Source organism: Marinobacter shunpengi (assembly GCF_045449695.1).
In the GTDB taxonomy this organism is placed as follows: Bacteria; Pseudomonadota; Gammaproteobacteria; order Pseudomonadales; family Oleiphilaceae; genus Marinobacter.
The window spans coordinates 206370-230461 of the sequence record NZ_JBJJKZ010000002.1; the positions used below are offsets into that span (position 1 = coordinate 206370).

At 61.1% G+C, this 24092-nt stretch carries 27 protein-coding genes; 23 read left to right on the forward strand and 4 right to left on the reverse strand.

Annotated features, from left to right (window positions below; genetic code table 11):
* The first annotated feature begins 57 nt into the window (after positions 1 to 57).
* The 7 genes from nrdR (at position 58) to ACJO2E_RS01355 (ending at position 5410) form a co-directional block, all read left to right on the forward strand.
* Positions 58 to 570, forward strand: a complete 513-nt coding sequence (gene nrdR, locus ACJO2E_RS01325) for a transcriptional regulator NrdR (protein WP_406961129.1) — start codon at positions 58 to 60, stop codon at positions 568 to 570.
* A complete protein-coding gene (gene ribD, locus ACJO2E_RS01330; protein ID WP_406961131.1) occupies positions 567 to 1712 on the forward strand; it encodes a bifunctional diaminohydroxyphosphoribosylaminopyrimidine deaminase/5-amino-6-(5-phosphoribosylamino)uracil reductase RibD in 1146 nt (381 codons plus the stop codon). The genes nrdR and ribD overlap by 4 nt, the downstream gene beginning before the upstream one ends.
* Before the next feature lie 68 nt (positions 1713 to 1780).
* Positions 1781 to 2899, forward strand: coding sequence for a bifunctional 3,4-dihydroxy-2-butanone-4-phosphate synthase/GTP cyclohydrolase II (gene ribBA / locus ACJO2E_RS01335; RefSeq protein WP_406961133.1), 1119 nt, complete (start codon positions 1781 to 1783; stop codon positions 2897 to 2899).
* Positions 2900 to 2957: 58 nt separating this feature from the next.
* Positions 2958 to 3434: a 6,7-dimethyl-8-ribityllumazine synthase gene (gene ribH / locus ACJO2E_RS01340; RefSeq protein WP_406961135.1), complete on the forward strand. Its 477-nt coding sequence runs from the start codon at positions 2958 to 2960 to the stop codon at positions 3432 to 3434.
* On the forward strand, positions 3434 to 3916 hold the full coding sequence (gene nusB, locus ACJO2E_RS01345) for a transcription antitermination factor NusB (protein WP_406961137.1): 483 nt from the start codon (positions 3434 to 3436) through the stop codon (positions 3914 to 3916). Before ribH ends, nusB begins: the two co-directional genes overlap by 1 nt.
* Before the next feature lie 9 nt (positions 3917 to 3925).
* Positions 3926 to 4873 (forward strand): thiamine-phosphate kinase, encoded by a 948-nt coding sequence (gene thiL / locus ACJO2E_RS01350; RefSeq protein WP_406961139.1) that lies wholly within the window; start codon positions 3926 to 3928, stop codon positions 4871 to 4873.
* A gap of 12 nt (positions 4874 to 4885) precedes the next feature.
* Positions 4886 to 5410, forward strand: coding sequence for a phosphatidylglycerophosphatase A family protein (locus ACJO2E_RS01355; RefSeq protein WP_406961141.1), 525 nt, complete (start codon positions 4886 to 4888; stop codon positions 5408 to 5410).
* Between the two features lie 90 nt (positions 5411 to 5500).
* Here the strand turns inward: ACJO2E_RS01355 and ACJO2E_RS01360 are convergent, their stop codons facing one another.
* Positions 5501 to 5713: a DUF6316 family protein gene (locus ACJO2E_RS01360; protein ID WP_406961143.1), complete on the reverse strand. Its 213-nt coding sequence runs from the start codon at positions 5711 to 5713 to the stop codon at positions 5501 to 5503.
* A 274-nt stretch (positions 5714 to 5987) separates the two neighbouring features.
* Here ACJO2E_RS01360 and ACJO2E_RS01365 point away from each other — a divergent pair, with 274 nt between their 5' ends.
* Entirely contained in the window at positions 5988 to 6704 is a 717-nt protein-coding gene (locus tag ACJO2E_RS01365) for a DUF2057 family protein (RefSeq protein WP_406961145.1), read from the forward strand.
* Here the strand turns inward: ACJO2E_RS01365 and ACJO2E_RS01370 are convergent, their stop codons facing one another.
* Positions 6705 to 7619, reverse strand: a complete 915-nt coding sequence (locus ACJO2E_RS01370) for a LysR substrate-binding domain-containing protein (protein WP_406961147.1) — start codon at positions 7617 to 7619, stop codon at positions 6705 to 6707.
* A gap of 115 nt (positions 7620 to 7734) precedes the next feature.
* Between ACJO2E_RS01370 and ACJO2E_RS01375 the strand changes: the two genes are divergently transcribed.
* Positions 7735 to 8721 (forward strand): glutathione S-transferase family protein, encoded by a 987-nt coding sequence (locus ACJO2E_RS01375; RefSeq protein WP_406961149.1) that lies wholly within the window; start codon positions 7735 to 7737, stop codon positions 8719 to 8721.
* Positions 8722 to 8728: 7 nt separating this feature from the next.
* Here ACJO2E_RS01375 and ispB read toward each other — a convergent pair whose 3' ends face one another.
* Positions 8729 to 9697 carry an octaprenyl diphosphate synthase gene (ispB, locus tag ACJO2E_RS01380; protein WP_406961151.1) on the reverse strand — a complete coding sequence of 323 codons (969 nt, stop codon included), beginning with the start codon at positions 9695 to 9697 and terminating at the stop codon, positions 8729 to 8731.
* Positions 9698 to 9930: 233 nt separating this feature from the next.
* Here ispB and rplU point away from each other — a divergent pair, with 233 nt between their 5' ends.
* The 4 genes from rplU to proB all read left to right on the forward strand — a co-directional run bounded on the left by rplU (position 9931) and on the right by proB (position 13050).
* Complete coding sequence (rplU, locus tag ACJO2E_RS01385; protein WP_406961153.1) at positions 9931 to 10242, forward strand: 50S ribosomal protein L21; 312 nt, start codon at positions 9931 to 9933, stop codon at positions 10240 to 10242.
* A gap of 36 nt (positions 10243 to 10278) precedes the next feature.
* Positions 10279 to 10539, forward strand: coding sequence for a 50S ribosomal protein L27 (gene rpmA / locus ACJO2E_RS01390; RefSeq protein WP_328188524.1), 261 nt, complete (start codon positions 10279 to 10281; stop codon positions 10537 to 10539).
* A 151-nt stretch (positions 10540 to 10690) separates the two neighbouring features.
* Positions 10691 to 11884, forward strand: coding sequence for an Obg family GTPase CgtA (gene cgtA, locus ACJO2E_RS01395; RefSeq protein WP_406961156.1), 1194 nt, complete (start codon positions 10691 to 10693; stop codon positions 11882 to 11884).
* Positions 11885 to 11925: 41 nt separating this feature from the next.
* Positions 11926 to 13050 (forward strand): glutamate 5-kinase, encoded by a 1125-nt coding sequence (proB, locus tag ACJO2E_RS01400; RefSeq protein WP_406961158.1) that lies wholly within the window; start codon positions 11926 to 11928, stop codon positions 13048 to 13050.
* A gap of 79 nt (positions 13051 to 13129) precedes the next feature.
* On the opposite strand, the gene rpsT is transcribed toward proB, so the two are convergent.
* Complete coding sequence (gene rpsT, locus ACJO2E_RS01405; RefSeq protein ID WP_328188528.1) at positions 13130 to 13396, reverse strand: 30S ribosomal protein S20; 267 nt, start codon at positions 13394 to 13396, stop codon at positions 13130 to 13132.
* A gap of 238 nt (positions 13397 to 13634) precedes the next feature.
* Here rpsT and murJ point away from each other — a divergent pair, with 238 nt between their 5' ends.
* The 10 genes from murJ to ACJO2E_RS01455 all read left to right on the forward strand — a co-directional run bounded on the left by murJ (position 13635) and on the right by ACJO2E_RS01455 (position 24084).
* Positions 13635 to 15212 carry a murein biosynthesis integral membrane protein MurJ gene (gene murJ / locus ACJO2E_RS01410; RefSeq protein ID WP_406961160.1) on the forward strand — a complete coding sequence of 526 codons (1578 nt, stop codon included), beginning with the start codon at positions 13635 to 13637 and terminating at the stop codon, positions 15210 to 15212.
* Positions 15213 to 15286: 74 nt separating this feature from the next.
* On the forward strand, positions 15287 to 16258 hold the full coding sequence (gene ribF / locus ACJO2E_RS01415) for a bifunctional riboflavin kinase/FAD synthetase (protein ID WP_406961162.1): 972 nt from the start codon (positions 15287 to 15289) through the stop codon (positions 16256 to 16258).
* Positions 16259 to 16268: 10 nt separating this feature from the next.
* Positions 16269 to 19088, forward strand: a complete 2820-nt coding sequence (ileS, locus tag ACJO2E_RS01420; protein ID WP_406961164.1) for an isoleucine--tRNA ligase — start codon at positions 16269 to 16271, stop codon at positions 19086 to 19088.
* 17 nt (positions 19089 to 19105) lie between these two features.
* Positions 19106 to 19624, forward strand: a complete 519-nt coding sequence (gene lspA / locus ACJO2E_RS01425; RefSeq protein ID WP_406961166.1) for a signal peptidase II — start codon at positions 19106 to 19108, stop codon at positions 19622 to 19624.
* Between the two features lie 5 nt (positions 19625 to 19629).
* Positions 19630 to 20082 carry an FKBP-type peptidyl-prolyl cis-trans isomerase gene (gene fkpB / locus ACJO2E_RS01430; RefSeq protein WP_406961168.1) on the forward strand — a complete coding sequence of 151 codons (453 nt, stop codon included), beginning with the start codon at positions 19630 to 19632 and terminating at the stop codon, positions 20080 to 20082.
* Between the two features lie 176 nt (positions 20083 to 20258).
* On the forward strand, positions 20259 to 21209 hold the full coding sequence (gene ispH / locus ACJO2E_RS01435) for a 4-hydroxy-3-methylbut-2-enyl diphosphate reductase (protein ID WP_406961170.1): 951 nt from the start codon (positions 20259 to 20261) through the stop codon (positions 21207 to 21209).
* A 274-nt stretch (positions 21210 to 21483) separates the two neighbouring features.
* A complete protein-coding gene (locus ACJO2E_RS01440; RefSeq protein WP_406961172.1) occupies positions 21484 to 21966 on the forward strand; it encodes a GspH/FimT family pseudopilin in 483 nt (160 codons plus the stop codon).
* Complete coding sequence (gene pilV / locus ACJO2E_RS01445) at positions 21963 to 22436, forward strand: type IV pilus modification protein PilV (protein WP_406961174.1); 474 nt, start codon at positions 21963 to 21965, stop codon at positions 22434 to 22436. The genes ACJO2E_RS01440 and pilV overlap by 4 nt, the downstream gene beginning before the upstream one ends.
* Entirely contained in the window at positions 22436 to 23545 is a 1110-nt protein-coding gene (locus ACJO2E_RS01450; protein WP_406961176.1) for a PilW family protein, read from the forward strand. The genes pilV and ACJO2E_RS01450 overlap by 1 nt, the downstream gene beginning before the upstream one ends.
* Before the next feature lie 5 nt (positions 23546 to 23550).
* Complete coding sequence (locus ACJO2E_RS01455) at positions 23551 to 24084, forward strand: pilus assembly PilX family protein (protein WP_406961178.1); 534 nt, start codon at positions 23551 to 23553, stop codon at positions 24082 to 24084.
* The last annotated feature ends 8 nt before the right edge of the window (positions 24085 to 24092 follow it).

Genomic DNA, 24092 nt, shown 5'->3' on the forward strand with positions numbered 1-24092 from the left:
ACTAACCGACCGATTGCCCCGGTAGCGGGGCAGTCTGTTCTACCGGAGCATCCGACTATGCACTGTCCGTTCTGTGGTGAAGCCGATACCAAGGTGATCGACTCCCGGCTGGTGGCCGAGGGCGATCAGGTGCGTCGCCGCAGGGAGTGCCTGTCCTGCCACGAGCGTTTCACCACTTTCGAGAGCGCCGAACTGGTCATGCCCCGGGTGGTGAAGCAGGATGGCACCCGGCAGCCCTTTGACGAGGAGAAGCTGCGAGCAGGGCTGATGAAAGCCCTGGAGAAGCGCCCGGTGAGCATCGAACAGATTGATGCGGCCCTGAATCGTATCAAGTATCGCCTCCGGGCCACTGGCGAGCGGGAGGTCAAGTCCATGACCCTGGGCGAGGAAGTCATGACCGAACTGCGCCAGTTGGACAAGGTGGCCTATGTGCGGTTTGCCTCGGTCTACCGCAGCTTCCAGGATATCAACGAGTTCAAGGAGGAAATCGAACGACTGTCGGACGGTGCCGACCCGGCGGATGTGGCCCGGGTGCTGGCGGACCGGGATTCAACCAAAGGCACGTCATGACCAGTTCCCAGGATATCGCCATGATGGCCCGCGCCATCCAGTTGGCCTGGCGTGGGCGTTATTCCACCCACCCCAATCCCCGGGTGGGGTGTGTCATTGCCCGGGGCGACCTGGTGCTGGGGGAGGGCTGGCATGAACGGGCCGGCGAGGCCCACGCCGAGGTTCGCGCCCTCAGCCAGGCCGGCGCTGACGCCAGGGGTGCCACGGCATACGTCACTCTGGAACCCTGCAGTCACTTCGGCCGTACGCCGCCCTGTTCCCGGGCCCTGATTGACGCCGGTGTAGCACGAGTGGTGGTCGCCAGTGAGGACCCCAATCCCAGCGTGTCCGGCCGTGGCCTGCAACAACTGCGAGACGCCGGGATTCGTGTGAAGGAAGGGGTGCTCAGGGCGGAAGCCGCGCAGCTCAACCCCGGCTTCCTGAAGCGGATGAAGACCGGGCGGCCCTGGGTGCGCATCAAGATTGCCGCCAGCCTGGATGGTCGCACGGCGATGGCCTCCGGTGAGAGCAAGTGGATTACCGGGCCGGAGTCCCGCAGTGACGTGCAACGCCTGCGGGCCATGAGCGATGCCATCCTGACCGGTGTGAACACGGTGCTGGTGGACGATCCGTCCCTGACTGTCAGGCGGAATGAACTGGGGGATATCGGTGACGCCACCGAGCCGTCCCGTCAGCCCCTGCGGCTGATTGCCGACCGGGATGCCCGGACGCCGGCCACGGCAAAGATACTGCAGGGGGGGGACGTTCACCTGTTCTGTTCCTCCGAGGCACTGTCGACGGCGGCGGCCCAGGACTTGTCCGCCTTGGGGGTGACCCTTAACGGCATTGGCTGGCAGGACAGCGGCGTTAACCTGGGTCAGTTACTGGACAAACTGGGTGAGCTTGGCGTCAACGAGTTGCTGGTGGAGGCAGGGCCTACCCTGGCGGGTGGTTTTATCGTCGAGGGGCTGGTGGACGAGCTGTGGCTCTATCAGGCTCCCGTATTCCTGGGCAGCGAGGGCCGGCCAACGGCCCGGCTTCCGTTCAGCGACATGTGTGAAAAAATCGAGTGGCTGGTCACCGACCGGCGCCAGTTTGGGGTGGACACGCGGGTGATTCTGACACCCAGGGTGCAGGCGCCCAACCTATCTGCGGGTCGCTGATTCAGCCTGGCGACCCATTGCATTAATACCACGGCGGCCCTGAGCTGGCCGGGAGAGTGTGGAATATTATGGCATTGAACACCGTTGAAGAGATCATCGAAGACATCCGTCAGGGCAAGATGGTGATTCTCATGGACGACGAGGATCGCGAGAACGAGGGCGATCTGGTCATGGCCGCTGAACACTGCACGGCGGAGTCCATCAACTTCATGGCCCGCTTTGGGCGAGGCCTGATCTGCATGCCCATGACGCAGGGGCGTTGTGAGCAGCTGGGCCTGTCGCTGATGGTGCAGAGTAACCATTCCGGGTTCGGCACCAAGTTCACCCATTCCATCGAGGCGGCGGAAGGCGTCACCACCGGTATTTCCGCAGCGGATCGGGCACGCACCGTGCAGGCTGCGGTGGCTCGCAACGCCAAGGCGGCCGACCTGGTGCAGCCGGGGCATATCTTCCCGCTGATGTCGGACCCGGGCGGTGTGCTCAGCCGGGCCGGCCATACCGAAGCCTCCTGTGATCTGGCCTCCCTGGCGGGCTGTGAGCCGGCGGGTGTAATCTGCGAGATCATGAACGACGACGGCTCCATGGCCCGTCGTGAGGATCTGGAGCAGTTCGCCGAACAGCATGGCCTGAAGATCGGTACCATCGCTGACCTTATTCACTACCGCACCCTGAACGAGCGTACCATCGAGTGTGTCGAGCAGTACGACCTGGACACCGAGTACGGTGTGTTCAACTTGCGTACCTATCGGGACAATATCCAGGGGGGCACGCACCTTGCCCTGGTGATGGGGGATGTCCAGGCGAGTTCCCCGACCCTGGTGCGGGTGCATGTCACCGACACCCTCCGTGACCTCCTCGGTGCCCGCCGCAAGGGCTCCCATAGCTGGCCGTTGCACCATGCGCTGGAAAAGGTCGCGGAAGATGGCAAGGGCGTTGTGGTGCTGTTGAACAGTGCCGAGGACAGCTACAACCTGGAGGACCGGATCCACGAGTTCTTCGGGGAAGGGCCGGCGAAGGCGGGCAAGGGTGGCAGCTCCGGTGTCTACTTCACCGTCGGTACCGGCTCCCAGATCCTGCGGGATTGCGGTGTCGGCCAGATGCGACTGCTCAGCGCGCCGATCAAGTTCTCCGCGATTTCCGGTTTCGATCTGGAAGTGGTGGAATATGTACCCTATACCGGTAGTTGAGACCGCCGGTTAACGAACTCAACGGATAGCCCGGTCCCAGGCCGGAACAGGAATGACAATGGCAGATATCAAGGTAATTGAAGGGGATTTCCGACAGTGCACCGGGCGCTATGCGCTGGTGGTGGGTCGGTTCAACGGATTTGTCGTGGAAAGCCTGGTTGAGGGGGCGATCGACACCCTGCGGCGCCACGGCATTGCCGATGACGACATCACGATTGTACGGGTGCCAGGTGCCTACGAGATGCCCCTGGCCGTCAAGCGTGTGGCGGAAACCGGCAAGTTCGACGCCATTATCGCCCTGGGGGCGGTTATCCGTGGTGGTACCCCGCACTTCGAATACGTGGCCGGTGAGGCCTCCAGCGGCCTGGGCGCCGTCAGCCTGGATACCGACGTGCCGGTCACCTTTGGCGTATTGACCGTGGACTCGATCGAACAGGCCATTGAGCGTTCCGGCACCAAGGCCGGCAACAAGGGCGCGGAAGCCGCCATCACCGCGCTGGAGATGGTCAGCCTGTTCAATAAGCTGGGTGAGTGATGAGCGAACAGGATAGCGCAGTACCGGGTGCTGCCAGCCCGGGGCAGCCCAAAGCCGGGGATCGTCGCCGTGCCCGGGCCCTGGCCCTGCAGGCCCTCTACCATCGTCATTTCAGTAAGAGCCCGATCAATGATATCGAGGCCGAGTTCATGGTCGACAACGACATGAGCAAGGTGGATTCCGCCTTCTTCCGCGACCTGATCCGTGGTGTCCACCGGGAACAGGCCGAGCTGGACCGGCTGATCGAGCCGCTGCTGGATCGTTCCCTGGCGGAAGTGGACCCCATCGAACTGTCGATTGTCCGTCTGGGCGCATACGAACTGAAGAACCGGATTGATGTCCCTTACCGGGTGGTGATCAATGAGGGCATTGAGCTGGCCAAGCGGTTTGGCGGCACCGAGGGCCACAGGTTCGTTAACAGCCTGCTGGACAAGCTGAGCCAGCGCCTGCGCCTGGCAGAAACCCGTCCCCGGCAGTCGTAACGTATTGTCATGGGTGAGTTCGAACTGATACGCACCCTGTTCCGGCCCCTGGCGGACGCTACCTGGAGAGACGGCGTCCGCGTGGGGCCGGGGGACGACTGCGCCATCCAGCGAATTCCTCCCGGCCATGAACTGGTGTTTTCCATCGATACCCTGGTGGCCGGGGTTCACTTTCCCGTTGGCTACGATCCCCGGCGCCTGGGATGGCGTGCCCTTGCGGTCGCCGTCAGCGACCTTGCGGCCATGGGGGCGGACCCGGTCTGCTATACCCTGGCCCTGACCCTTCCGGAAGCGGATGAAGCCTGGGTGCGGTCGCTGTCCGAAGGGCTCCGGGAAGCATCCATTGATGCCGGTATTGCCCTGGCCGGCGGCGATATTACACGGGGTCCGCTGACTCTGAGTCTGCAGGTCCATGGCACGGTACCGGAAGGGCGGGCCATCGCCCGCAACGGTGCCCGGCCAGGTGACCTGGTGGCGGTGAGTGGCCCCCTGGGTGGCGCCGCCGCAGCCCTGGCGTGGCTGGAGGCGGACAAACCGCCGGCCTCGGCGGAAGGGTTCCTCGCCTGTTATCACCACCCTTGGCCCCGGTGTGCGTTGGGGCGCCAGTTGCGGGGGGTGGCGACAGCCGCCATTGATATCTCCGATGGGTTGGTGGCGGATCTGGGGCATATCCTGGAAGCCTCCGGTGTCGGGGCGAGGCTTGAGCCGGACCGGATACCGCGCACCTTTGGCGGGACCCAGTCAACCCTGGAGCAGGCCCTGTACGGGGGCGATGACTACGAACTCTGCGTCACCCTGCCGCGCCCGGCGATGGACCGTCTTCCCGCGGATGTGGTGGAAGGACTTTCGGTGATTGGCGAGATTTGTGCCGGATCGGGGATTCAGCTCCTCACGGCCAATGGTGTGATAGAGGAAATCTCCGTACCGGCGGGCTATGACCATTTCAAGGAACAGTAAACAGGCTTTTGCATGACCGACTATCCGCAGGAACCGGATGAAGAGCCGGTATTGATACTGCCACCACGATTCCTTCGCCACCCGGTCCATCTGCTGGCATTCGGGTTTGGCAGTGGTGCTGTACCAAGGGCGCCGGGAACCTGGGGCAGCCTGGCGGCCATTCCCCTGTGGTACCCCATCTCACTACTGCCGGAACTGGCCTACTGGCTGGTGGTCCTGGTCGCGTTCGTTGTGGGTATCTGGTTGTGTGGCCAGACCGCCCGGGCTCTCAAGGTCCACGACCATGGCGGTATCGTCTGGGATGAATTTGTGGGCATGTGGATTGTGCTGGGCTTCTTCCCCGAGACGTACTACGGAGTGTTGCTCTGTTTCGTGGCCTTCCGCCTGTTTGACGTCTGGAAACCCTGGCCTATTGACTGGATAGACGAACGGACACCCGGTGGTCTGGGCATCATGATCGACGACGTGCTGGCGGCGGTGATGGCGCTGGGTGTGATATGGGCGGCGGAGTTGTGGTTGATGCCCGGGCTGCTCTGATGCTGCCGGGCGCATCCCTGCGATTGATCTGATCCATCTGGCTCGGTACTAGTGTCGCGAAGCAGATCAGCGAATTAACCAGGCGGGACACTAATGAACCCGCATTTCCCGGGCTTCCTGTGGCAGCATATTGATGACGTGGAGGAACCGCCTGAGGCCGATTTCCGCCCGCTCTTTGGTGGCGAAGGGCCCGCTGTCGAAACCTTCCCGGGTTGTGAAGTACCACTTCCCACCCACACAGAAGAAACGGCTGCTGCGAAATGGCGTTGGACCGGCCTCGCCTGCTCGGATATTGGTATCCATCGTAGCCTCCTACTACCTGACCTGTGGACTGGCTCTGCGCCTGGGCCTCAGTCCTGATTTATCGAGAACGGTCGCAAACCTGAAAGTTTCAGGGCGCATTGCATAAAACTAAACCAATTTCTGCCAAATTCAACACTTTTTTACAATTCTATAATGGGGGCTTCTGGATCACGGACTTGCGTGAGATTGGGTCTGTGGTCAGAATGCCCCATTGATCAATGGGGCCACCTGGCGGCCTCACACCGACTGATAGCGACCCATGGAGAAACACTGAATGCGTGCAAGGTATGTAAAGGTTCCGCAGACCGGGCTCACCTGGCTGAAACTGCTGGTGACGGCACTGGCAATTGTCGTGGTTTCGGGCTGCAGCACGGGTATGTCCAGGGTCCAGACCTGGGACGGGGAAGCGTCTGGTGAGGTGGCCGTGTTGAAGGCACCTTCCGACGTAAAGCTTCGCGAGGTCAACGGCAAGAAGGTCGGTAACTTCCTGATGGATGATATGGCCATCGACTACGAACTGCTGCCGGGCACCAACACCGTGGTTTTCACCCACAAGACCATTTGGGCCAAGAGCAAATCCACGGAAGACGGTGAGTCCAACGTTCATGTGGTGGAAAGCGCGCCCCAGCAGTTTGTCATCGATACCCGCCCGGGCGAGGTGTATACCTTCGATATTCCAGAGGTGACCAACCGACGTGAAGCCGAGCAGTTTGCGGCCAACTTCAGTGCCGAACTGATGACCGAGGATGGCTCCGTGGTTGCCCGTTCCGAGCCGTTCGAGGGCTATCCGCAACAGCAGGTGGCCGGTCAGCAGAATGCCGGTGGCTCAGGACAGGCAACCGTGGTAACCGGTCAGCCCAGCGGTGTGCCGGTGCCGACCACCCCGGGGCAGGGGAGCAATAGCGTAAATACCCTGGATGCCCTCAAGGTCCTGTGGGAGCGTGCCAGTGGCGACGAGAAGCGTGAATTCCTGCGCTGGGCTTTTGACTGACTAGTCGATATCCAGCCAGTCCCGATAGAGTTCGGGCTGGCTGAGCCGCTCCCAGAACCACGTTGATGCCTTGCCCTGCTCTTCGTTGCGACGGGCAATGTGCACCGGGATCGGTTCCCTGGGGGCGTCCACCGCTTTTTCCACCAGCGTCCCTTCCGCCAGTTGCCGGCGAATCCGGTACCGTGGCAGCCAGCCCACCCCAAGCCCTGCTTCCTGCAGGGCAATCTTCTGGTCCACATTGGTCGCGGTGATGGTCTGCTGGCGCCTGAAGATGCCGGCACTTCCGGGGGGCAGGGAGCGGGAGCTGTCTGCGGCCACCGCTGCCGGGTAGTGGGTGATCTGGTCCTCGGTTAGTGGTGACTCCGCGTTCGCCAACGGATGGTTGGCAGCCACCGCGAATACCCAGGGAATCCGACCGAGGCTGCGGGTGGCAAAGGCTCCGGCCGGGCGACTCATCTGGTCGGCACCGATGGCCAGGTCCACCCGCCGGCTCTGTAGGGCGTCCCAGGTCCCCGTGAATACTTCCTCAACCAGTTGCACCTCCACCGGAATGCCCAATCCGTAGAACTCCCGGATGACCGGGAAGGTGACCTCCGCGGGCAACAGCGAATTGAAGCCGATCCTGAGTCGGGTTTCCCATCCCTGGGCCACCTGGCGGGTGGTATGGGCCAGGGCCTCGGTGGCCTCCAGCAGGGACCGGCCCTCATTAAGCAGGTATCGCCCCGCCGGCGTCAGGGTGGCGCGATGGCCGCTACGGTCAAAAATTTCCACGTCCAGGTCTTCTTCCAGCTTCTGGACGGTGTAACTGATGGCCGAAGGTACCCGGAAAAGTTCACTGGCGGCCCCGGCAAAGCTGCCCTTGCGGTCAATGGCATCAAGCACTTTCAGGGCGTCAATGGTGATGGTGGTATGCATGTTCGAATAATCTGAAGGTGATGGCCAGAATTGATTGCTTGTGAGAGTAGCAGGTTGCTGGGTAGCCTGTCGCCAGTTCACTCATCATGGCGTCAACAACGCCGGGAGGTTCCCCATGGGGCTATTGGTTGATGGAGTCTGGAAGGATCAGTGGTACGACACCGGTAAGACCGGTGGCAAGTTTGAGCGGGAAGCGGCCCGCTTCCGTAACTGGGTAACGGCAGACGGTTCCCCGGGGCCGGCAGGGAAGGGTGGATTCCTGGCGGAATCCGGTCGCTATCACCTGTATGTGTCCATGGCCTGCCCTTGGGCCCACCGGACCCTGATCTTTCGCCGGCTGAAGGGGTTGCAGTCGCATGTCTCGGTATCCGTCGTGCATCCGGATATGGTGGAAAATGGCTGGGAGTTCCGGCCTGACGACGAACGTCACCGGGATCACATCAATAACGCCCGCTTCCTGCACGAGATCTATACCCGGGCGGCCCCGGACTACAGTGGTCGCGTCACGGTGCCAACCATGTGGGACCGGCAGGAGGAAACCATTGTCAGCAATGAGTCCGCCGATATCATCCGCATGTTCAACTCAGCTTTTGATGGGCTGGACGGGGTGCGGCATGATCTGGATTTCTATCCGGAGCCGTTGCGCGATGAGATTGAGCGGGTGAATGAGCGGGTCTATCACTCGGTCAATAACGGTGTTTACAAGGCGGGCTTCGCAACGGCGCAGGACAAGTATGAAGAGGCCTATAACGCTCTCTTCGAGTCCCTGGACTGGCTTGAGGAACGCCTGACGGGGCAGCGGTACCTGGTGGGCGATCAGCTGACCGAGGCGGATTGGCGCCTGTTCACGACACTGATCCGGTTCGATGCGGTGTATTTCAGCCACTTCAAGTGCAATCGCCAGCGTATCGGGGATTATCCGGCGCTGTCGGGGTACGTTAAGGATCTCTATCAGGTGGCCGGTGTTTCGGGCACCGTCGACATTGAGCAGATCAAGCGGCATTACTATGTCAGCCAGCGGACCATTAACCCGACACAGATTGTGCCGGTGGGGCCTGAGCTGGATTTGGATAGGCCCCATGGGCGTTCTTTGTTGGGTTAAGGGGTAACTAACTAACCCGCTCCACAGCCAATTCGGTCAGCAAATCCAGCGCCTGGGTGTGAGGGGAGTCGGGGAGCTGTCCGGCGCATTTCCGGGCCAGTTGCGCCTGTTCCCGCGCCTTTGCCATGGTGTACTCCAAGGCGCCGGAGTCTTTGACGATCTCAAGGATTCTCGGCAAATCATCCAGGCCGCCCTTGCGGATCGCGTTACGGATCAGTTGCCTGTCCTCCTCGCTGCTGTTGGCCATGGCGTGGATCAGCGGCAGGGTGGGTTTGCCCTCCGCCAGGTCGTCCCCTACGTTCTTGCCCATGGCATCGGCATTGCCGGTGTAGTCCAGGGCATCGTCCACCAGTTGGAAGGCCAGGCCCAGGTGTTTGCCGTAATCCCTGAGGGCCTTTTCCTGCTGTTCGCTGGCACTGGCCAAGAGGGCGCCGGTGTGGGAGGCGGCCTCGAACAGCATGGCGGTCTTGTTGTGGATGACCTCCATGTACTTGTCTTCATCCACGTCCGGGTTTTTCACGTTCATCAGCTGAAGGACTTCGCCTTCGGCGATTACCGCCGTGGCGTGGGATAGAATCTCCATGATAGGCAGGCTTTTCAGCTCCACCATCATCTCGAAGGCCCGGGCATAGAGGAAATCCCCTACCAGCACACTGGGGGCGTTTCCCCAGCGGGCGTTGGCGGTACTGCGGCCCCGTCGCATGTCCGACGTGTCCACCACATCGTCATGGAGCAGGGTGGCGGTATGCAGGAATTCGATCACCGCGGCGAGTTTCAGGTGGTCGTCCTGGCCATAGCCGACGGCCCGACTCGAAAGCAAAACCAGTAATGGTCTCAGGCGTTTACCGCCGCTCTCGATAATGTACTGGGCAATCTTTTCCACCAGGGGGACATCGGAGGAAAGCCGCTTGATGATCAGATCGTTGACGCGGGCGAAGTCGTCCGCGACGGTGTCGTATATACGCTGGGCAGTCATGCGGCTGTCCGGTCCCCTGAAAGTGATTTGTCTGGTAAAACAGGCAGGTCGCGGCAATGCTAGGTATTGCCGACATCAGTGTCAACTTGGCTTGTAAAGGGTGACAGCTTTTCGTACAATCACGCGCCCTAACTCATCCCAACCTGCGCTCCCTGCTATAGGGTTGCCAGAGAGCTTCCCTTAGAACCAGGTGGATAAGAGCAGGGATGGGTCAATCGCGGAGAATGGTACATATGTACGCAGTTATTGTTAGCGGTGGCAAACAGCACCGTGTTCAGGAAGGCGAAACACTCAAGCTGGAAAAGCTGGAAGTTGAAACCGGCGGCACTGTTGAGTTTGATCGCGTTCTGCTGATCGGCAACGGCGACGACATCAAGGTCGGCGCACCGGTTGTGGATGGCGCCAAGGTAACCGCCGAGGTGGTTGACCACGGTCGTCACGACAAGGTCCAGATCATCAAGTTCCGTCGTCGTAAGCACCACATGAAGCGTCAGGGCCACCGTCAGTGGTTCACTGAAGTCAAGATCACGGGTATCAAGGGCTGAGGCCCTTGACGTACCCCCTGAAAGAGGAGGCTGGTAATGGCTCATAAAAAGGCAGCAGGTAGTACCCGTAACGGTCGCGATTCCGAGTCGAAACGACTTGGTGTCAAGCGCTTCGGTGGTGAAGCCGTTTCTGCGGGCAGCATCATCGTTCGTCAACGCGGCACCCGTTTCCACGCTGGCGCCAACGTTGGCCTGGGCAAGGACCACACCCTGTTCGCTACCGCGGACGGTCAGGTGAAGTTCGAGACCAAGGGCCCCGAGGGTCGTAAGTTTGTAAGCATCGTTCCGGCGGCGTAAGTCGCGGTGATGCCCGGCTCTGATATCATTCGATAACAGGGCCGGCAAAAACCCCGCAAAGCTTTGAGGTTTTCTGCCCGGCTAACGGCCGGCAGGAGCCAGAGCCTGCGGGGTTTTTTTCGTTTATGCGCAGGGCGCAATAGGTTGGACCATGAAATTTGTAGACGAAGCCACCATCATAGTTGAGGCCGGTAAGGGCGGTCATGGCTGCCTCAGTTTCCGGCGCGAGAAATATGTGCCCAAGGGCGGCCCCGATGGTGGTGACGGTGGTGATGGCGGCTCTGTGTATCTGGTGGCCGATGAATCCCTTAATACGCTGATCGACTACCGCTTCCAGCGTAAGCACAAGGCCCAGAACGGTCAGCCAGGTTCCGGTCGTAACTGTACCGGCATCAAGGGTGATGAGCTTGAGCTGCCGGTTCCGGTGGGAACCACGGTGGTGGATATGGACACCCATGAGGTGCTTGGCGATCTGACCCACGCCGGCCAGCGGCTGAAAGTGGCCCAGGGCGGGTTTCACGGGCTGGGCAATACCCGCTTCAAGTCGTCGGTCAACCGGGCGCCCCGCCAGACCACAAAGGGCTCCGAGGGGGAGGTTCGCAACCTGCGCCTTGAGTTGAAGGTGCTGGCGGATGTGGGGCTCCTGGGGATGCCCAACGCCGGCAAGTCCACCTTTATCCGCTCGGTGTCGGCCGCCAAACCGAAGGTGGCGAACTATCCGTTCACCACGCTGGTGCCCAACCTCGGTGTGGTCAAGGTGCAGGCGCACCAGAGCTTTGTGATTGCCGATATCCCCGGTCTGATCGAGGGGGCGGCCGAAGGTGCCGGCCTCGGTATCCGTTTCCTGAAGCACCTGGTGCGGACCCGTCTGCTGCTGCACCTGGTCGATGTGGCGCCCTACGATGGCTCCTCCCCCGCGCAGGCGGTGGAGGCCATCGAGCATGAGCTGGAGAAGTTCAGTGAAACCCTCGCCAACCGGGATCGGTGGCTGGTGCTGAACAAGGTCGATATGGTGGCGGAAGAGGAGCGTGATGCTCACTGCCAGGCCATTGTTGACGAGCTAGGCTGGCAGGGACCGGTATTCCGTATCTCGGCGATCAGCGGCGAGGGTACGAAGGAGCTGACCCAGGCAGTCATGCGCTGGATTGAGGAGCGTGCCCGGGAAGAGGCGGACAACCCCGATCTGGCTGAGGAAGAGGCCGAGCGCCGCCGGCAGATGGATGAGGAGGCGCGTGCCCGCATCCAGCAGGAGAAGGCTGCCCGGCGGGCCGCCCTAGACGACGATGATGATGACGATTTCGACGATGATGATTACGACGTCGAGGTGGTCTACGCCCCGGAATAATCCGGCCCTGGCTGGGCCCGAGCAGGAATGAACCCGTAACCATGAGTGAACGTGTGCAGGTGCGCCGTGCCCGGCGCCTGGTGATCAAGATTGGCAGCGCTCTCCTGACCGACGATGGCCGGGGGCTGGATGTGCCTGCGCTGGCTCAGTGGGTGGATCAGATTGCGGAACTGATTCGCGAGGGTGTCGAAGTGGTGGTGGTGTCCTCCGGCTCGGTGGCCGAGGGCATGACTCGCCTGGGCTGGAAGCAGCGCCCCGAGCACTTACACGAATTGCAGGCCGCTGCCGCCGTGGGCCAGATGGGGCTGGTGCAGACCTGGGAGGCTCAGTTCCGTCGCCATGACCGCCATGCCGCCCAGATCCTGCTGACCCACGATGACTTGTCCGACCGCAAGCGCTACCTGAATGCCCGCAGTACCTTGCGGACCCTGCTGGATTTCGGTGTCATTCCCATCGTCAACGAGAATGACACCGTGGTCACCGATGAAATCCGTTTCGGCGACAACGATACCCTGGGTGCCCTGGTGGCAAACCTCATCGAGGCGGATGGGTTGATCATCCTGACGGATCAGGACGGCCTGTTCGACCGGGATCCCCGTAAGCACGCCGACGCCCAGCTGGTGACTGAGCGGCGTGCCGGTGACCCGGATCTGGATGTCATGGCTGGCGGTGGCGCCGGAGCCCTGGGTCGCGGCGGTATGCTGACCAAGTTGAGGGCGGCCCGGCTGGCGGCCCGGTCCGGTGCCTTCACCGTCATTGTTGGTGGTCGTCTGGAAAGGGCGATCAGCCGGCTGCGGGCCGGGGAGAAGGTGGGTACCCTGTTGTTGCCGGAGCAGGGGCGTATCGCGGCGCGGAAGCAGTGGTTGGCCAGTCACCTTCAGACCAGGGGGCGAGTGACCATCGACGCGGGGGCTGTAAAGGTCCTCTGTGGTGGCGGTCGAAGCCTGTTACCCGTGGGGGTGAAGGGAGTTGCCGGTCAGTTCCGCCGGGGCGAGATGGTGTCCTGTGTGGACGAAGAGGGGCGTGAAGTGGCCCGGGGGTTGATCAACTATGGTTCCGATGAGGCCAGGGCCATTGCCGGGCGCTCCAGCGATTGCATTGCCGAGGTGCTGGGCTACGTGTCCGATGAGGAGCTGATTCACCGGGATAACCTGGTGCTGGTGTAACCGGTTGCCCGATATTGTGGGCTGATAATAAAAAACCCCGCTCGTGAGCGGGGTTTTTTGTGTCGCCAGGCGGGCCGGATCAGGCTTTCAGGGCCTTGATCTTGGCACTCAGGCGGCTCTTGTGGCGGGCCACCTTGTTCTTGGCGAAGATGCCCTTGTTAACCATGCTGTCCATGATCGGCTGGGCTTCCTGCAGGGCCTTCTGGGCTTCCTCGTAGTTGCCGGCGTCGATCTTGGTCTGAACTTTCTTCATATAGGTGCGCGCCATGGAACGCAGGCTGGCATTGTGCTTGCGGTTCTTCTCGTTCTGACGTGCGCGCTTCTTGGCTTGCGGGGTATTTGCCACCGTGTAACTCCTGAAAAATCTGAGTGAAAATCTGGATTCGCTGGGAGCGGTGCCATACTGGCGTCGCCCCGACAATTGTAGCCGCGCCCACTGCATTTGACGCGTCAAAATAAATGACGCGGAATCATGCCTCCACAGGCCGTCAATGTCAAGTGCGGAGCCGGCCCCTGTCCGGTTTCACGGCGCCTCGGGAGCCTGTGGTAAACTCCCGCGACACTTGCCACAGGAAGCGGTCTGAATGAGTCAGTCGGAAACCCCGGAAGCCCCCAATCCACCCTCAAGAGTGCCCGGCCTGTTACGTTCATCCGGTGTGGTGGGCGTGATGACCATGCTGTCCCGGGTCCTGGGGCTGGCGCGGGACATGGTGATTGCCCGGTATTTCGGGGCTGGCACCAGTGCCGACGCCTTCTTCGTGGCGTTCAAGATCCCCAATTTCCTGCGTCGCCTGTTTGCCGAAGGTGCCTTCAATCAGGCGTTTGTACCGGTGCTCTCCGCCTACCGCACGAATGGCAGCGTCAGCGAGGTCAGGGGGCTGATAAATGCCGTTGCGGGTGGTCTTGGGCTGGTATTGCTGGCGGTAACCCTGGTGGCGATGCTGGGATCACCGGTGCTGACGGCCATATTCGCCCCCGGTTTCGTGGACGACGACATCAAGTTCGCCCTGGCCAGCGACATGCTGCGGATTACCTTTCCGTACCTGTTGCTGATTTCCCTGACGGCCTTTGCCGGTGCCATCCTCAACAGTTATGACCGGTTTGCAGTGCCGGCCTTTACCCCGGTGCTGCTCAACCTTGCCATGATCGGCGCCGCTATCTTCCTGGCGCCCCTGATGGACGAGCCGGTAATGGCGCTGGCCTGGGGCGTGCTGATCGCCGGCGCCCTGCAGCTTTTCTTCCAGTTGCCGTTCCTGATGCGGCTGGGGCTGATGCCACGCCCCCGGGTGGATTACCGGCACGAGGGTGTCAGGCGTATTCTCAAACTGATGGCGCCGGCCCTGTTCGGTGTCTCGGTCAGCCAGATCAACCTGTTGCTGGATACCGTGCTGGCGTCGTTCCTGCAGACCGGCAGTGTGTCCTGGCTTTACTATTCCGACCGTTTGTCTGAGTTGCCTTTAGGGGTGTTCGGTATTGCCATCGGCACGGTGATCCTGCCCAACCTGTCCCGTAAACACGCCGCACAGTCGAAAGAAGATTTCGCGGCAACGGTGGACTGGGCCGTGCGGGCAGTGCTTCTGATCGGCGTGCCCGCAGCACTGGCGTTGGTATTGCTGGCGGAGCCGCTGATTGCGACCCTGTTCCACTACGGTGAGGTGACGGACCGGGATGTGGTCATGTCGGCCCAGAGCCTGCGGGCCTATTCGCTGGGGCTGTTGGCATTCATGCTGATCAAGGTGCTGGCCCCGGGGTTCTTCGCCAGGGAGGACACCAAAACGCCGGTGAAGATCGGTGTGATCGCCATGGTGGCCAATATGGTCTTCAACCTGGCGCTGGTGATTCCGCTGGCTCATGCCGGCCTGGCCCTGGCAACCTCCCTGTCGGCCTGGCTCAACGCCCTGCTGCTGTGGCGTGGGCTGGCGCGGGAAGGTGCCTGGCGGCCGCAGCCCGGGGCCCTCCGGTTCCTGCTGCAGTTACTGGCGGCCAACGGTGTGCTGGCCGTGGTCATCCTGGCCCTGAGCCAGCCAGTGCCGTCGTGGTTGGCCGCCAGCGGGGCGGACCGTACCCTGGATATGGCGATGCTGGTGGCGGCGGGTGTCGGGGCCTACTTCGTGGCCCTGGCCCTGGTGGGCATGAGGGTAAGACATTTCCGCCGCCGATAGGTTATAATCGCGCGTTTTCTCACCAGTGGCCTGAGGGGCGCTGGCAAGCTTGCAACAGAGGGTTCGCAGTACGCATGCGTCTGATTCGGGGGCTGACCAACCTCAAGCTGCTGTCTCGCCGGGAGGATTCCGTCCTGTCGCAGGGCTGTGTCGCTACCGTGGGTAACTTCGATGGCGTTCACCTGGGGCATCAGACCATCCTGGAGCAGGTAAAGGAAAAGGCCGACCAACTGGGCGTGCCGTCCGTGGTCATGGTGTTCGAGCCGCAACCCCGGGAATTCTTCCAGGGGGACGAGGCGCCGCCCCGGCTGACGGGGTGGCGTCAGAAGTTTGAAACCCTGCTGGCCAGTGGCGTCGATATCGTGCTCTGCCTGAAGTTTGATGAAACCTTCCGCAGCTACTCCGCCATGGGCTTTATCGACGATGTGCTGATCGACGGGCTGAAAGTGCGCCACCTGGTGGTAGGGGACGATTTCCGCTTTGGCTGTGACCGGGCCGGTGATTTTCGCCTGTTGCAGCAGGTGGGGGGCGAGGCCGGGTATACCGTTGAAAACACCCGTACCGTTACGGTTGAGGGCGATCGGGTCAGCAGTACCCGCATCCGTAATGCCCTGCTGGACAACCGGCTGGAACTGGCCGGGCAGCTACTGGGCCGTCCCTATGCCATCACTGGCAGGGTGGTTTATGGCCGTCAGCTTGGGCGAACCATTGGTGCACCCACCGCCAATATCCTGCTGGGGCGCATGGCGCCTTTGCAGGGGGTGTATGTGGTGGCGGTGACCCTGCCGGGTGGCCGTCAGCTGGACGGGGTGGCCAATATCGGCCTGCGCCCCACGGTTGACGGTCGCCAGCCCTCGCTGGAAGTGCACATATTCGACTTTGCTGGCACACTTTATGGCCAGCGTATTGATGTTTCGTTCCGCCATCCGCTGCGGGACGAGATCAAGTTTGATTCCATTGACGAACTGAAAGACCAGATCGCCCGGGACCTTGAGGATGCCCGGGCATGGATCGCCGACCACGGCACGGTCGCCAACCAACACTGACCGAGAGACTATGAGCGACTACAAGCACACGTTGAATCTGCCTGAAACCGCCTTCCCCATGCGCGGTAACCTGGCCAGGCGCGAGCCCGAGATGCTGAAGCGCTGGCAGGAGATGGACGTCTACGGCAACCTGCGCAAGCAGCGCGAGGGCCGTGACAAGTTCATCCTTCACGATGGCCCTCCCTATGCCAACGGCAGCATTCATATTGGTCACGCGGTCAACAAGATCCTCAAGGACATGATCGTCAAGTCCCGCAGCTTCATGGGGTACGACGCCCCCTATGTGCCGGGCTGGGACTGCCATGGCCTGCCCATCGAGCATAAGGTGGAGCAGGAAATCGGCAAGGCCGGCGTCAAGGTGGACTACAAGACCTTCCGCCAGGCCTGCCGCGACTATGCCACCAAGCAGATTGAAGGTCAGAAGGCCGACTTCATCCGCCTGGGTGTGATGGGCGAGTGGGACAAGCCCTACCTCACCATGGACCCGAAGGTGGAAGCCGGCATCGTCCGGGCCCTGGGCAAGATGGTGGCCAAGGGCCATCTGGTACGCGGCTACAAGCCGGTCTACTGGAGTGTGGTCGGTCAGTCCGCCCTGGCGGAAGCCGAGGTGGAGTACCAGGACAAGACCTCCACCCAGATCGACGTGCGTTTTACCGCCGTGGACCAGGGCAAGGCGTTGTCGGCCTTTGGTGCCGACCAGGGTGAGGGCGATGTGTCCGTGGTGATCTGGACCACCACCCCCTGGACCATCCCCGCCAACCAGGCCGTCTCGCTGCACGGTGAGCTGGATTACGCCCTGGTGCAGACCGATGTGGGCCATGGCCGCGAGCGTATGATCCTGGCGGCGGACATGGTGGACGGCATCATGAGCCGGTGGGGTGTGGAGCAGTACGAGGTGCTGGCGAAGTGCCGGGGTGCGGCCCTGGAACACCTGCAACTGCAGCATCCGTTCTATGACAAGCAGGTGCCGGTGGTACTGGGTGACCATGTGTCCCTCGACGCCGGTACCGGCGCCGTCCACACCGCGCCGGATCACGGTATGGAAGACTTCGAGGTGGGCAAGGAGTACGGCATCGACACCCTGAATCTGGTTCAGGCCGATGGCACCTATACCCAGGCGGCCGGTGAATTCGCCGGAATCCACGTCTATAAAGCGGACGAGCCCATTTGTGCCGCCCTGGAGCGGGAAGGCAAGCTGGTACGTTCCGAGAAGTTCCAGCACAGCTATCCCCACTGCTGGCGGACCAAGACCCCGCTGATCTACCGGGCAACGCCCCAGTGGTTCATCAGCATGGACAAGGAAAACCTGCGTGCCGATGCCCTGGAAGCCATCAAGGGCGTGCGCTGGGTGCCGGCCTGGGGCCAGAACCGCATCGAGGCCATGTTCCAGCAGAGCCCGGACTGGTGTATCTCCCGCCAGCGCACCTGGGGTGTGCCCATCACCCTGTTTATCCACAAGGAAACCCAGGAGCTGCACCCGGATACCCAGGAACTGATTGAGAAGGTCGCCCGATACATTGAAAAGGACAGCATCGACGCCTGGTATGAGATCGACACGGCGGAGTTGCTGGGCCCGGATGCTGATCAGTACGAGAAGGTCCTGGACACCCTGGATGTGTGGTTCGATTCCGGGGTGACCCACGAGGCTGTCCTGCGCCCGCGTCCGGAGCTGGGTCAGTTCCCGGCGGACATGTACCTGGAAGGCTCCGACCAGCACCGGGGCTGGTTCCAGTCCTCCCTGAAGACGTCCATCGCCATGAACGGCGTGGCGCCGTACCGTCAGGTGCTAACCCATGGTTTCACCGTGGATGGCAAGGGCCGCAAGATGTCCAAGTCCCTGGGCAATGTCATCGCGCCCCAGGAGGTCATGAACGAGCTGGGCGCCGATATCCTGCGCCTGTGGGTGGCGGCCACCGACTACTCCGGTGAGATGACTGTATCCAAGGATATCCTCAAGCAGACGGCGGATGGTTATCGCCGTATCCGCAACACCGCTCGCTTCCTGCTGAGCAACCTGACCGGTTTTGACCCGGAACAGCACATGGTGGCCCCGGACGACATGATCGCCCTGGACCGCTGGATGGTGGACCGTGCCCTTCAGCTTCAGGAAGAACTGAGCGAGGACTACGGCAACTACGCTTTCCTGCGCATCTACCAGAAGGTCTACAACTTCTGCGAGGCAACCCTGGGCGGTTTCTACCTGGATATCATCAAGGACCGGCAGTACACCACCCAGGCGGACAGCCTGGCGCGGCGTTCCTGTCAGACGGCGCTTTTCCATGTGGCCGAAGCCCTGGTGCGGTGGATTGCCCCGATCCTCAGCTTCACCGCCGATGAGATCTGGCAGCACCTGCCTGGCAAGCGCGGTGACACCGTCTACTACGAGACCTGGTACGACGGCCTGACGGCGTTGCCGGAGAGCGCCGAGCTGGGCCGCGATTACTGGCGCGAGATCTACAGTGTCAAGGAGGCGGTCAACAAGTGCCTGGAAGAGGCCCGGGGCCGTGGCGAGATCAAGGGCTCCCTGAGTGCCGAAGTCACGCTCTACTGTGAAGGTGACCTGGCCCACAAGCTGGAGCATCTGGGCGAGGAGCTGCGCTTCGTGCTGATTACGTCAGAGGCCACCGTCCGGCCGGTATCGGAAGCCGAAGGCGCCGAGCAGACCGGGTATGAAGGCCTGCTGGTGAAAGTGACGCCGGCCACCCACACCAAGTGTGAGCGTTGCTGGCATCACCGCGCTGACGTGGGTCAGAACGAGCAATACAGTGACCTCTGCGGTCGCTGTGTGACCAATGTGGAAGGCCCGGGCGAGACCCGTTCCTTCGCCTGATCCGGGAAGCGACATTGATGGATGCTGCCATGACCGATGAGCAGACCGGCACCAAACTGAAATGGCTATGGCTGGCGGTGGCTGTCATTGCCCTGGACCTCGGTACCAAGGCGCTGGCCACTGCGTTGCTGACCTACGGCGATCCGGTGCCGGTCATGCCGCTCTTCAATCTGACCTTGCTCCATAACACCGGCGCTGCGTTCAGCTTCCTGGCGGATGCCGCAGGCTGGCAGCGCTGGTTCTTTGTGGCTCTGGCGGTGATTGTAAGCGGTGTTCTGATCTACTGGCTGAAAGGACTGAAGCGGGAAGAAACCTGGACCGCTATTGCCATTGCCCTGATCCTTGGCGGCGCCATCGGTAATGTCTATGATCGCGTGGTCCACGGCTATGTGGTCGATTTCCTGCATTTCTACTGGCAGGACTGGCACTTCCCGGCGTTCAACCTGGCCGACACCGCCATCACCATCGGTGCCGGCATGATGATTCTCGATATTTTCCGCAGGCCTTCCGGGAAGGCGGCGGATGGGAGTGAGTGATACCCATGAAAGATCTGCCCATTGACCGGGGAACCCGGGTGACCCTCCATTTCGCCCTCAAGTTCACCGATGGCGAAGTGATTGATTCCACCTTCGATAAAGACCCGGCCTCGCTGGAAATCGGCGATGATAATCTACCGGAGAATTTCGAGGCCTACCTTATGGGGCTCAAGGCTGGCGACCGGGAAATCTTTGAGGTACCCCCCGAGAAAGCCTTTGGTCAGCACAACCCGAGCAATGTACAGACCTTCAAACGCCACGAATTCAGCGCCGACATGGTGCTGGAGCCGGGAGTGATGATCTCCTTTGCCGACGCCCGCCAGAGCGAGTTACCCGGTGTGGTCAGCCGCGTGGAAGGCGATCAGGTGGATGTGGACTTCAACCATCCGCTTGCGGGGCGTACACTGATGTTTGAGGTGGAAATCATCGACGTTGAACCTGTTGCGACCGCACACTAGTTGGCGGTTTGCTTCAGATTACGAGGATTCGATGTGGGGTGTTGCCTTCCGGGACCTTCAAAAACATGGACGTTTTTGAAGAGCCTCCAGGGATGGATTCACGGCGTGTCCCGGAAGGCAACACCCCGCAGCGAAGCCAGACTCCTAAGTCAGCCGGCCCGAGTAATATAGGCAACATGCAAATACGACTAGCCAACCCCCGCGGCTTCTGCGCCGGGGTAGACCGAGCCATAGAAATCGTCAACCGGGCCCTGGAGGTCTTCGGCGCCCCCATCTACGTGCGCCACGAAGTGGTCCACAACAAGTATGTGGTAGACGATCTGCGCAATCGCGGCGCCATCTTCGTGGACGAACTGGATGAAGTGCCCGACGACACCCTGGTGATCTTCAGCGCCCACGGCGTTTCCCAGGCGGTCCAGAATGAAGCCGCCAACCGTGGCCTGAAAGTCTTCGACGCCACCTGCCCGCTGGTTACTAAAGTCCACCTGGAAGTCATGCGCTACAGCCGCGACGGCCGCGAATGCATCCTGATCGGCCACCATGGGCATCCGGAAGTGGAGGGCACCATGGGCCAGTACGATCACGGCAATGGCGGTGATATTTACCTGGTGGAAGACGAGAAAGACGTCGCCAGTCTGGACGTGAGGGATCCCTCGCGCCTTTCCTACGTCACCCAGACCACCCTATCCATGGACGATACCGCCCGGGTCATAGATGCCCTGCGGGAGAAGTTCCCCCAGATTGAAGGCCCCCGCAAGGACGACATCTGCTACGCCACCCAGAACCGCCAGGACGCCGTCAAGCAACTGGCCAGCGACTGCGACCTGATGCTGGTAGTAGGCTCCCCCAACAGCTCCAACTCCAACCGCCTGCGGGAACTGGCCGAGCGCATGGGTACGCCTGCCTACCTGATTGACGAGGCAGGCCAGATCGACCCGAAATGGCTTGAAGGCCGCAAAGTTGTCGGTGTGACTGCTGGCGCTTCCGCGCCTGAGGTGTTGGTCAACGACGTTATTAAGCGCCTCCAGGACCTGGGTGGCACCGCCCCTGAGGAAATCGCGGGTCGGGAGGAGAATATCGTCTTCTCCATGCCGAAAGAGCTTCGGATCGACGCCGTAAACGTCTAGTCGGCGGGCCACTCCAGCTCTCGCGCCTCGCCCACCTTAAACCCCTCTCCCTCAGGGAGAGGGGGTGGGGAGAGGGTGGTGCGATATCGCCCAGCTTCCTGTTCCCCGCTCCCCACATCTGCCCGGCTAACGAATGCATCCAACCTGTGACCTTCATCACGCCCCGGCTGTCCTCCTTACCGTTTATCCGCCAACAAAAACCACTCGTCGCGTCGCCATGGATGGCACAATGGACGCCGGTTAATCTTTCTGTAAGTCATGATGGAAGTGGACTATGCGCGGAAGAGAACGAAGTTCTGGTTTTACGATGATTGAGTTGCTGGTCGCGATGGCGGTGATGGCAATCATTCTGGGTCTTGTGGTCCCCTCCTTCCAGGGAATTATTCGATCAAACCAGGTCACCACGGAAGCGAATGCCTTTATGTCGGCCGTTCAGCTAGCTCGTAGTGAAGCGGTCAAACGAGGGGGCGTGGTGTCGCTGTCTGCAAACGGGGCGGATTTTGGTGAGGGCTGGTGCGTTCACACCGGCGCTGACTGCGCTGCCAACCTTATCCGTGAGTTTGACGAACCAAGTTCGGATTTTGCCGCCGGCTTCACCACCGTTGCCTTCAACCAGCGGGGAGAGCGGGATGCCCTTGGCACACTCCAGGTCCAGGTCCGGCCTGCGGACTGCGCCGCTGGTGAGGCGGGCGCCGAACGGGAAATCAGCATACTGACAAGTGGCCAGGTTCGGATGGGGAGGAATGATTGTCCATGAGCAACGGTGATTCAGGTTTTCACGGCATAACGCCGGGCAAGCCGCGTGGGCAGGGTGGTTTCGGTCTGATCGAGGTGCTGGTTTCGCTGCTGATCCTCGCTATCGGTCTGCTGGGGCTGGGGTCGCTTCAATCCACCGGTCTGACCATGACCAGCGAGGCCCGTAACCGCAGCCAGGCCATTTTCCTGGCCGAGGATATTTTTGAGAGGGCTCGGGCCAACAGGAGCAACCTGGCGGCATACAACGTTGATGCTCTTGATGACCCGGACTGTGACGAGGACTTTTCAATCGACAATGGCGGGGTTGCGGCGGATGATCTCGCCGAATGGCAGAACTCGCTTGCATGTCTGTTACCCAATGGAACCGGTGCTGTGGACGTGGTTGATAACACGGTAACCGTCCAGGTGACCTGGGATACCAACTCGGGCAACGACGATGACGGCTCACTGACCATGGCGGCGGAGATCTGATGATGGCCAGTTTGATAATGACCAATCAAAGCCTTCCCGGAAAGCAAAAGGGGCTGTCGCTGGTTGAGCTGATGATCGCCCTCCTTTTGGGGACTGTGTTAACGCTGGGCGTTACCCAGGTCTTTCTGGGCTCAAACCAGACCTACAGAACCAGTGATGCCGTTGCCATGTTGCAGGAGAATCTACGTTTCTCTCTGTCCCGGCTGAGTCGCGACGCACGGATGGCCGGCCATTACGGTTGCCTGATCGGACAGCCAACGGAACATCTCGACACAGGAAACGCGGCCTACAATGAAGACCTTTTTGACTTCGAGCGCGCGGTCGTTGGCTGGGAGGCTCCCAACACCGGCTTGGGGGACGATCACGAGCTGGAGGCGTTTGTCGCTGGGAATGGCGGCTGGACAAACGGTGAAGGTGATGGCGTGCCAGCAGTGGTTGCTGACAATGCCCTGCAGGGGACCGATCTTCTGGTGCTCAATGGCGCTGTGCGGGCTCAGGTCGATTTGGCGGGCAATCCTTCGCCGCCGGCGAATACGATTGGCGCTGCGGGGGAAACGGGCATTCCCCAAGGGACTATCCTGATTGCCGTAATGGGCGATTGCAGTGGTGGAGATCGGTTCCAGAAGTCAAATGATGCCAATGCAAGCTCTATTACAAAGGGGGTTGGAGGAACACCGGGTAACACGAACGCCGAAGATCTGGCTGACCATACGGATGACTCATCCGTCTACACCTACCGGAGTACCGGCTATTTTGTCGGTTTAGGCGCTGATGGCGAACCGGCGCTGTTCCAGGTTGCCCTGGAACCTGGAGCACCCGATGGCAACCCTATCGAGATCGTGTCCGGCGTGGAAGGTATGCAAGTGCTATACGGGATCCGGCAGAATGAACGTCGGGCCGAGACCTACGTTCCGGCGGACCAGGTCAATGCCTGGGAGGATGTGGTTAGCGTACGGTTTGCCCTGTTGATGCGGTCCGGCGACGGGATCCTTGATGAGGACAACGCCAGGACCTTCAACCTGGTGGGTACGGAACTGGATCCAGGGGCTGATCGCAGGGCCCGTCTGGTTGGCTCGTTTACCGTTGGTATCCGGAACCGTTTGGAGTGAGGTCCATGAGTGAGAGCAGAATATTGAACGGTTTCCCTGAATCAATAGTCGTCCGGAAGGACCAGTCGGGGTCGGCGCTGATCGTCTCCCTCATCATGTTGCTACTGTTGAGCCTGATTGGCGTCGCCGGTATGCAGAGCACCACCCTGCAGGACCGGATGACCGGCAACCTGCAGGATCAGGAACTGGCCTTCCAGGCAGCGGAAGCGGCGGTAAGGGAGGCGGAGGATTTCCTGCGTAATAATCCACCAGCGAATTTCCCCAATAACGATGGACTCTATCGGGTCAATGCCGACAATCGCCCCGACTGGATGGACGATATCGAGGATAACGGCAACGGTATTATCGAGTATGGGGAGGACATCGACAGGACATCATCGCGGCCTGTTTATTACATCGAACAGATTGACTCGATCGTCCCGCCCGGGACAGACCTGTCCACTTTTACAGAGCCGGTGTATTACCGGGTGACCGCACTCGGTTATGGCGGTTCCGAGGATGCCGTGGCGGTGATCACCACGGTATTCAAGAACAAGTAACTTGCTCC

Excerpts from the sequence above, each read along its gene's own strand:
- nrdR (WP_406961129.1), top strand. The coding sequence starts at position 58 with ATGCACTGTCCGTTCTGTGGTGAAGCCGATACCAAGGTGATCGACTCC.
- ribD (WP_406961131.1), top strand. The coding sequence starts at position 567 with ATGACCAGTTCCCAGGATATCGCCATGATGGCCCGCGCCATCCAGTTG.
- ribBA (WP_406961133.1), top strand. The coding sequence starts at position 1,781 with ATGGCATTGAACACCGTTGAAGAGATCATCGAAGACATCCGTCAGGGC.
- ribH (WP_406961135.1), top strand. The coding sequence starts at position 2,958 with ATGGCAGATATCAAGGTAATTGAAGGGGATTTCCGACAGTGCACCGGG.
- nusB (WP_406961137.1), top strand. The coding sequence starts at position 3,434 with ATGAGCGAACAGGATAGCGCAGTACCGGGTGCTGCCAGCCCGGGGCAG.
- thiL (WP_406961139.1), top strand. The coding sequence starts at position 3,926 with ATGGGTGAGTTCGAACTGATACGCACCCTGTTCCGGCCCCTGGCGGAC.
- ACJO2E_RS01355 (WP_406961141.1), top strand. The coding sequence starts at position 4,886 with ATGACCGACTATCCGCAGGAACCGGATGAAGAGCCGGTATTGATACTG.
- ACJO2E_RS01360 (WP_406961143.1), bottom strand. The coding sequence starts at position 5,713 with ATGGATACCAATATCCGAGCAGGCGAGGCCGGTCCAACGCCATTTCGC.
- ACJO2E_RS01365 (WP_406961145.1), top strand. The coding sequence starts at position 5,988 with ATGCGTGCAAGGTATGTAAAGGTTCCGCAGACCGGGCTCACCTGGCTG.
- ACJO2E_RS01370 (WP_406961147.1), bottom strand. The coding sequence starts at position 7,619 with ATGCATACCACCATCACCATTGACGCCCTGAAAGTGCTTGATGCCATT.
- ACJO2E_RS01375 (WP_406961149.1), top strand. The coding sequence starts at position 7,735 with ATGGGGCTATTGGTTGATGGAGTCTGGAAGGATCAGTGGTACGACACC.
- ispB (WP_406961151.1), bottom strand. The coding sequence starts at position 9,697 with ATGACTGCCCAGCGTATATACGACACCGTCGCGGACGACTTCGCCCGC.
- rplU (WP_406961153.1), top strand. The coding sequence starts at position 9,931 with ATGTACGCAGTTATTGTTAGCGGTGGCAAACAGCACCGTGTTCAGGAA.
- rpmA (WP_328188524.1), top strand. The coding sequence starts at position 10,279 with ATGGCTCATAAAAAGGCAGCAGGTAGTACCCGTAACGGTCGCGATTCC.
- cgtA (WP_406961156.1), top strand. The coding sequence starts at position 10,691 with ATGAAATTTGTAGACGAAGCCACCATCATAGTTGAGGCCGGTAAGGGC.
- proB (WP_406961158.1), top strand. The coding sequence starts at position 11,926 with ATGAGTGAACGTGTGCAGGTGCGCCGTGCCCGGCGCCTGGTGATCAAG.
- murJ (WP_406961160.1), top strand. The coding sequence starts at position 13,635 with ATGAGTCAGTCGGAAACCCCGGAAGCCCCCAATCCACCCTCAAGAGTG.
- ribF (WP_406961162.1), top strand. The coding sequence starts at position 15,287 with ATGCGTCTGATTCGGGGGCTGACCAACCTCAAGCTGCTGTCTCGCCGG.
- ileS (WP_406961164.1), top strand. The coding sequence starts at position 16,269 with ATGAGCGACTACAAGCACACGTTGAATCTGCCTGAAACCGCCTTCCCC.
- lspA (WP_406961166.1), top strand. The coding sequence starts at position 19,106 with ATGGATGCTGCCATGACCGATGAGCAGACCGGCACCAAACTGAAATGG.
- fkpB (WP_406961168.1), top strand. The coding sequence starts at position 19,630 with ATGAAAGATCTGCCCATTGACCGGGGAACCCGGGTGACCCTCCATTTC.
- ispH (WP_406961170.1), top strand. The coding sequence starts at position 20,259 with ATGCAAATACGACTAGCCAACCCCCGCGGCTTCTGCGCCGGGGTAGAC.
- ACJO2E_RS01440 (WP_406961172.1), top strand. The coding sequence starts at position 21,484 with ATGCGCGGAAGAGAACGAAGTTCTGGTTTTACGATGATTGAGTTGCTG.
- pilV (WP_406961174.1), top strand. The coding sequence starts at position 21,963 with ATGAGCAACGGTGATTCAGGTTTTCACGGCATAACGCCGGGCAAGCCG.
- ACJO2E_RS01450 (WP_406961176.1), top strand. The coding sequence starts at position 22,436 with ATGATGGCCAGTTTGATAATGACCAATCAAAGCCTTCCCGGAAAGCAA.
- ACJO2E_RS01455 (WP_406961178.1), top strand. The coding sequence starts at position 23,551 with ATGAGTGAGAGCAGAATATTGAACGGTTTCCCTGAATCAATAGTCGTC.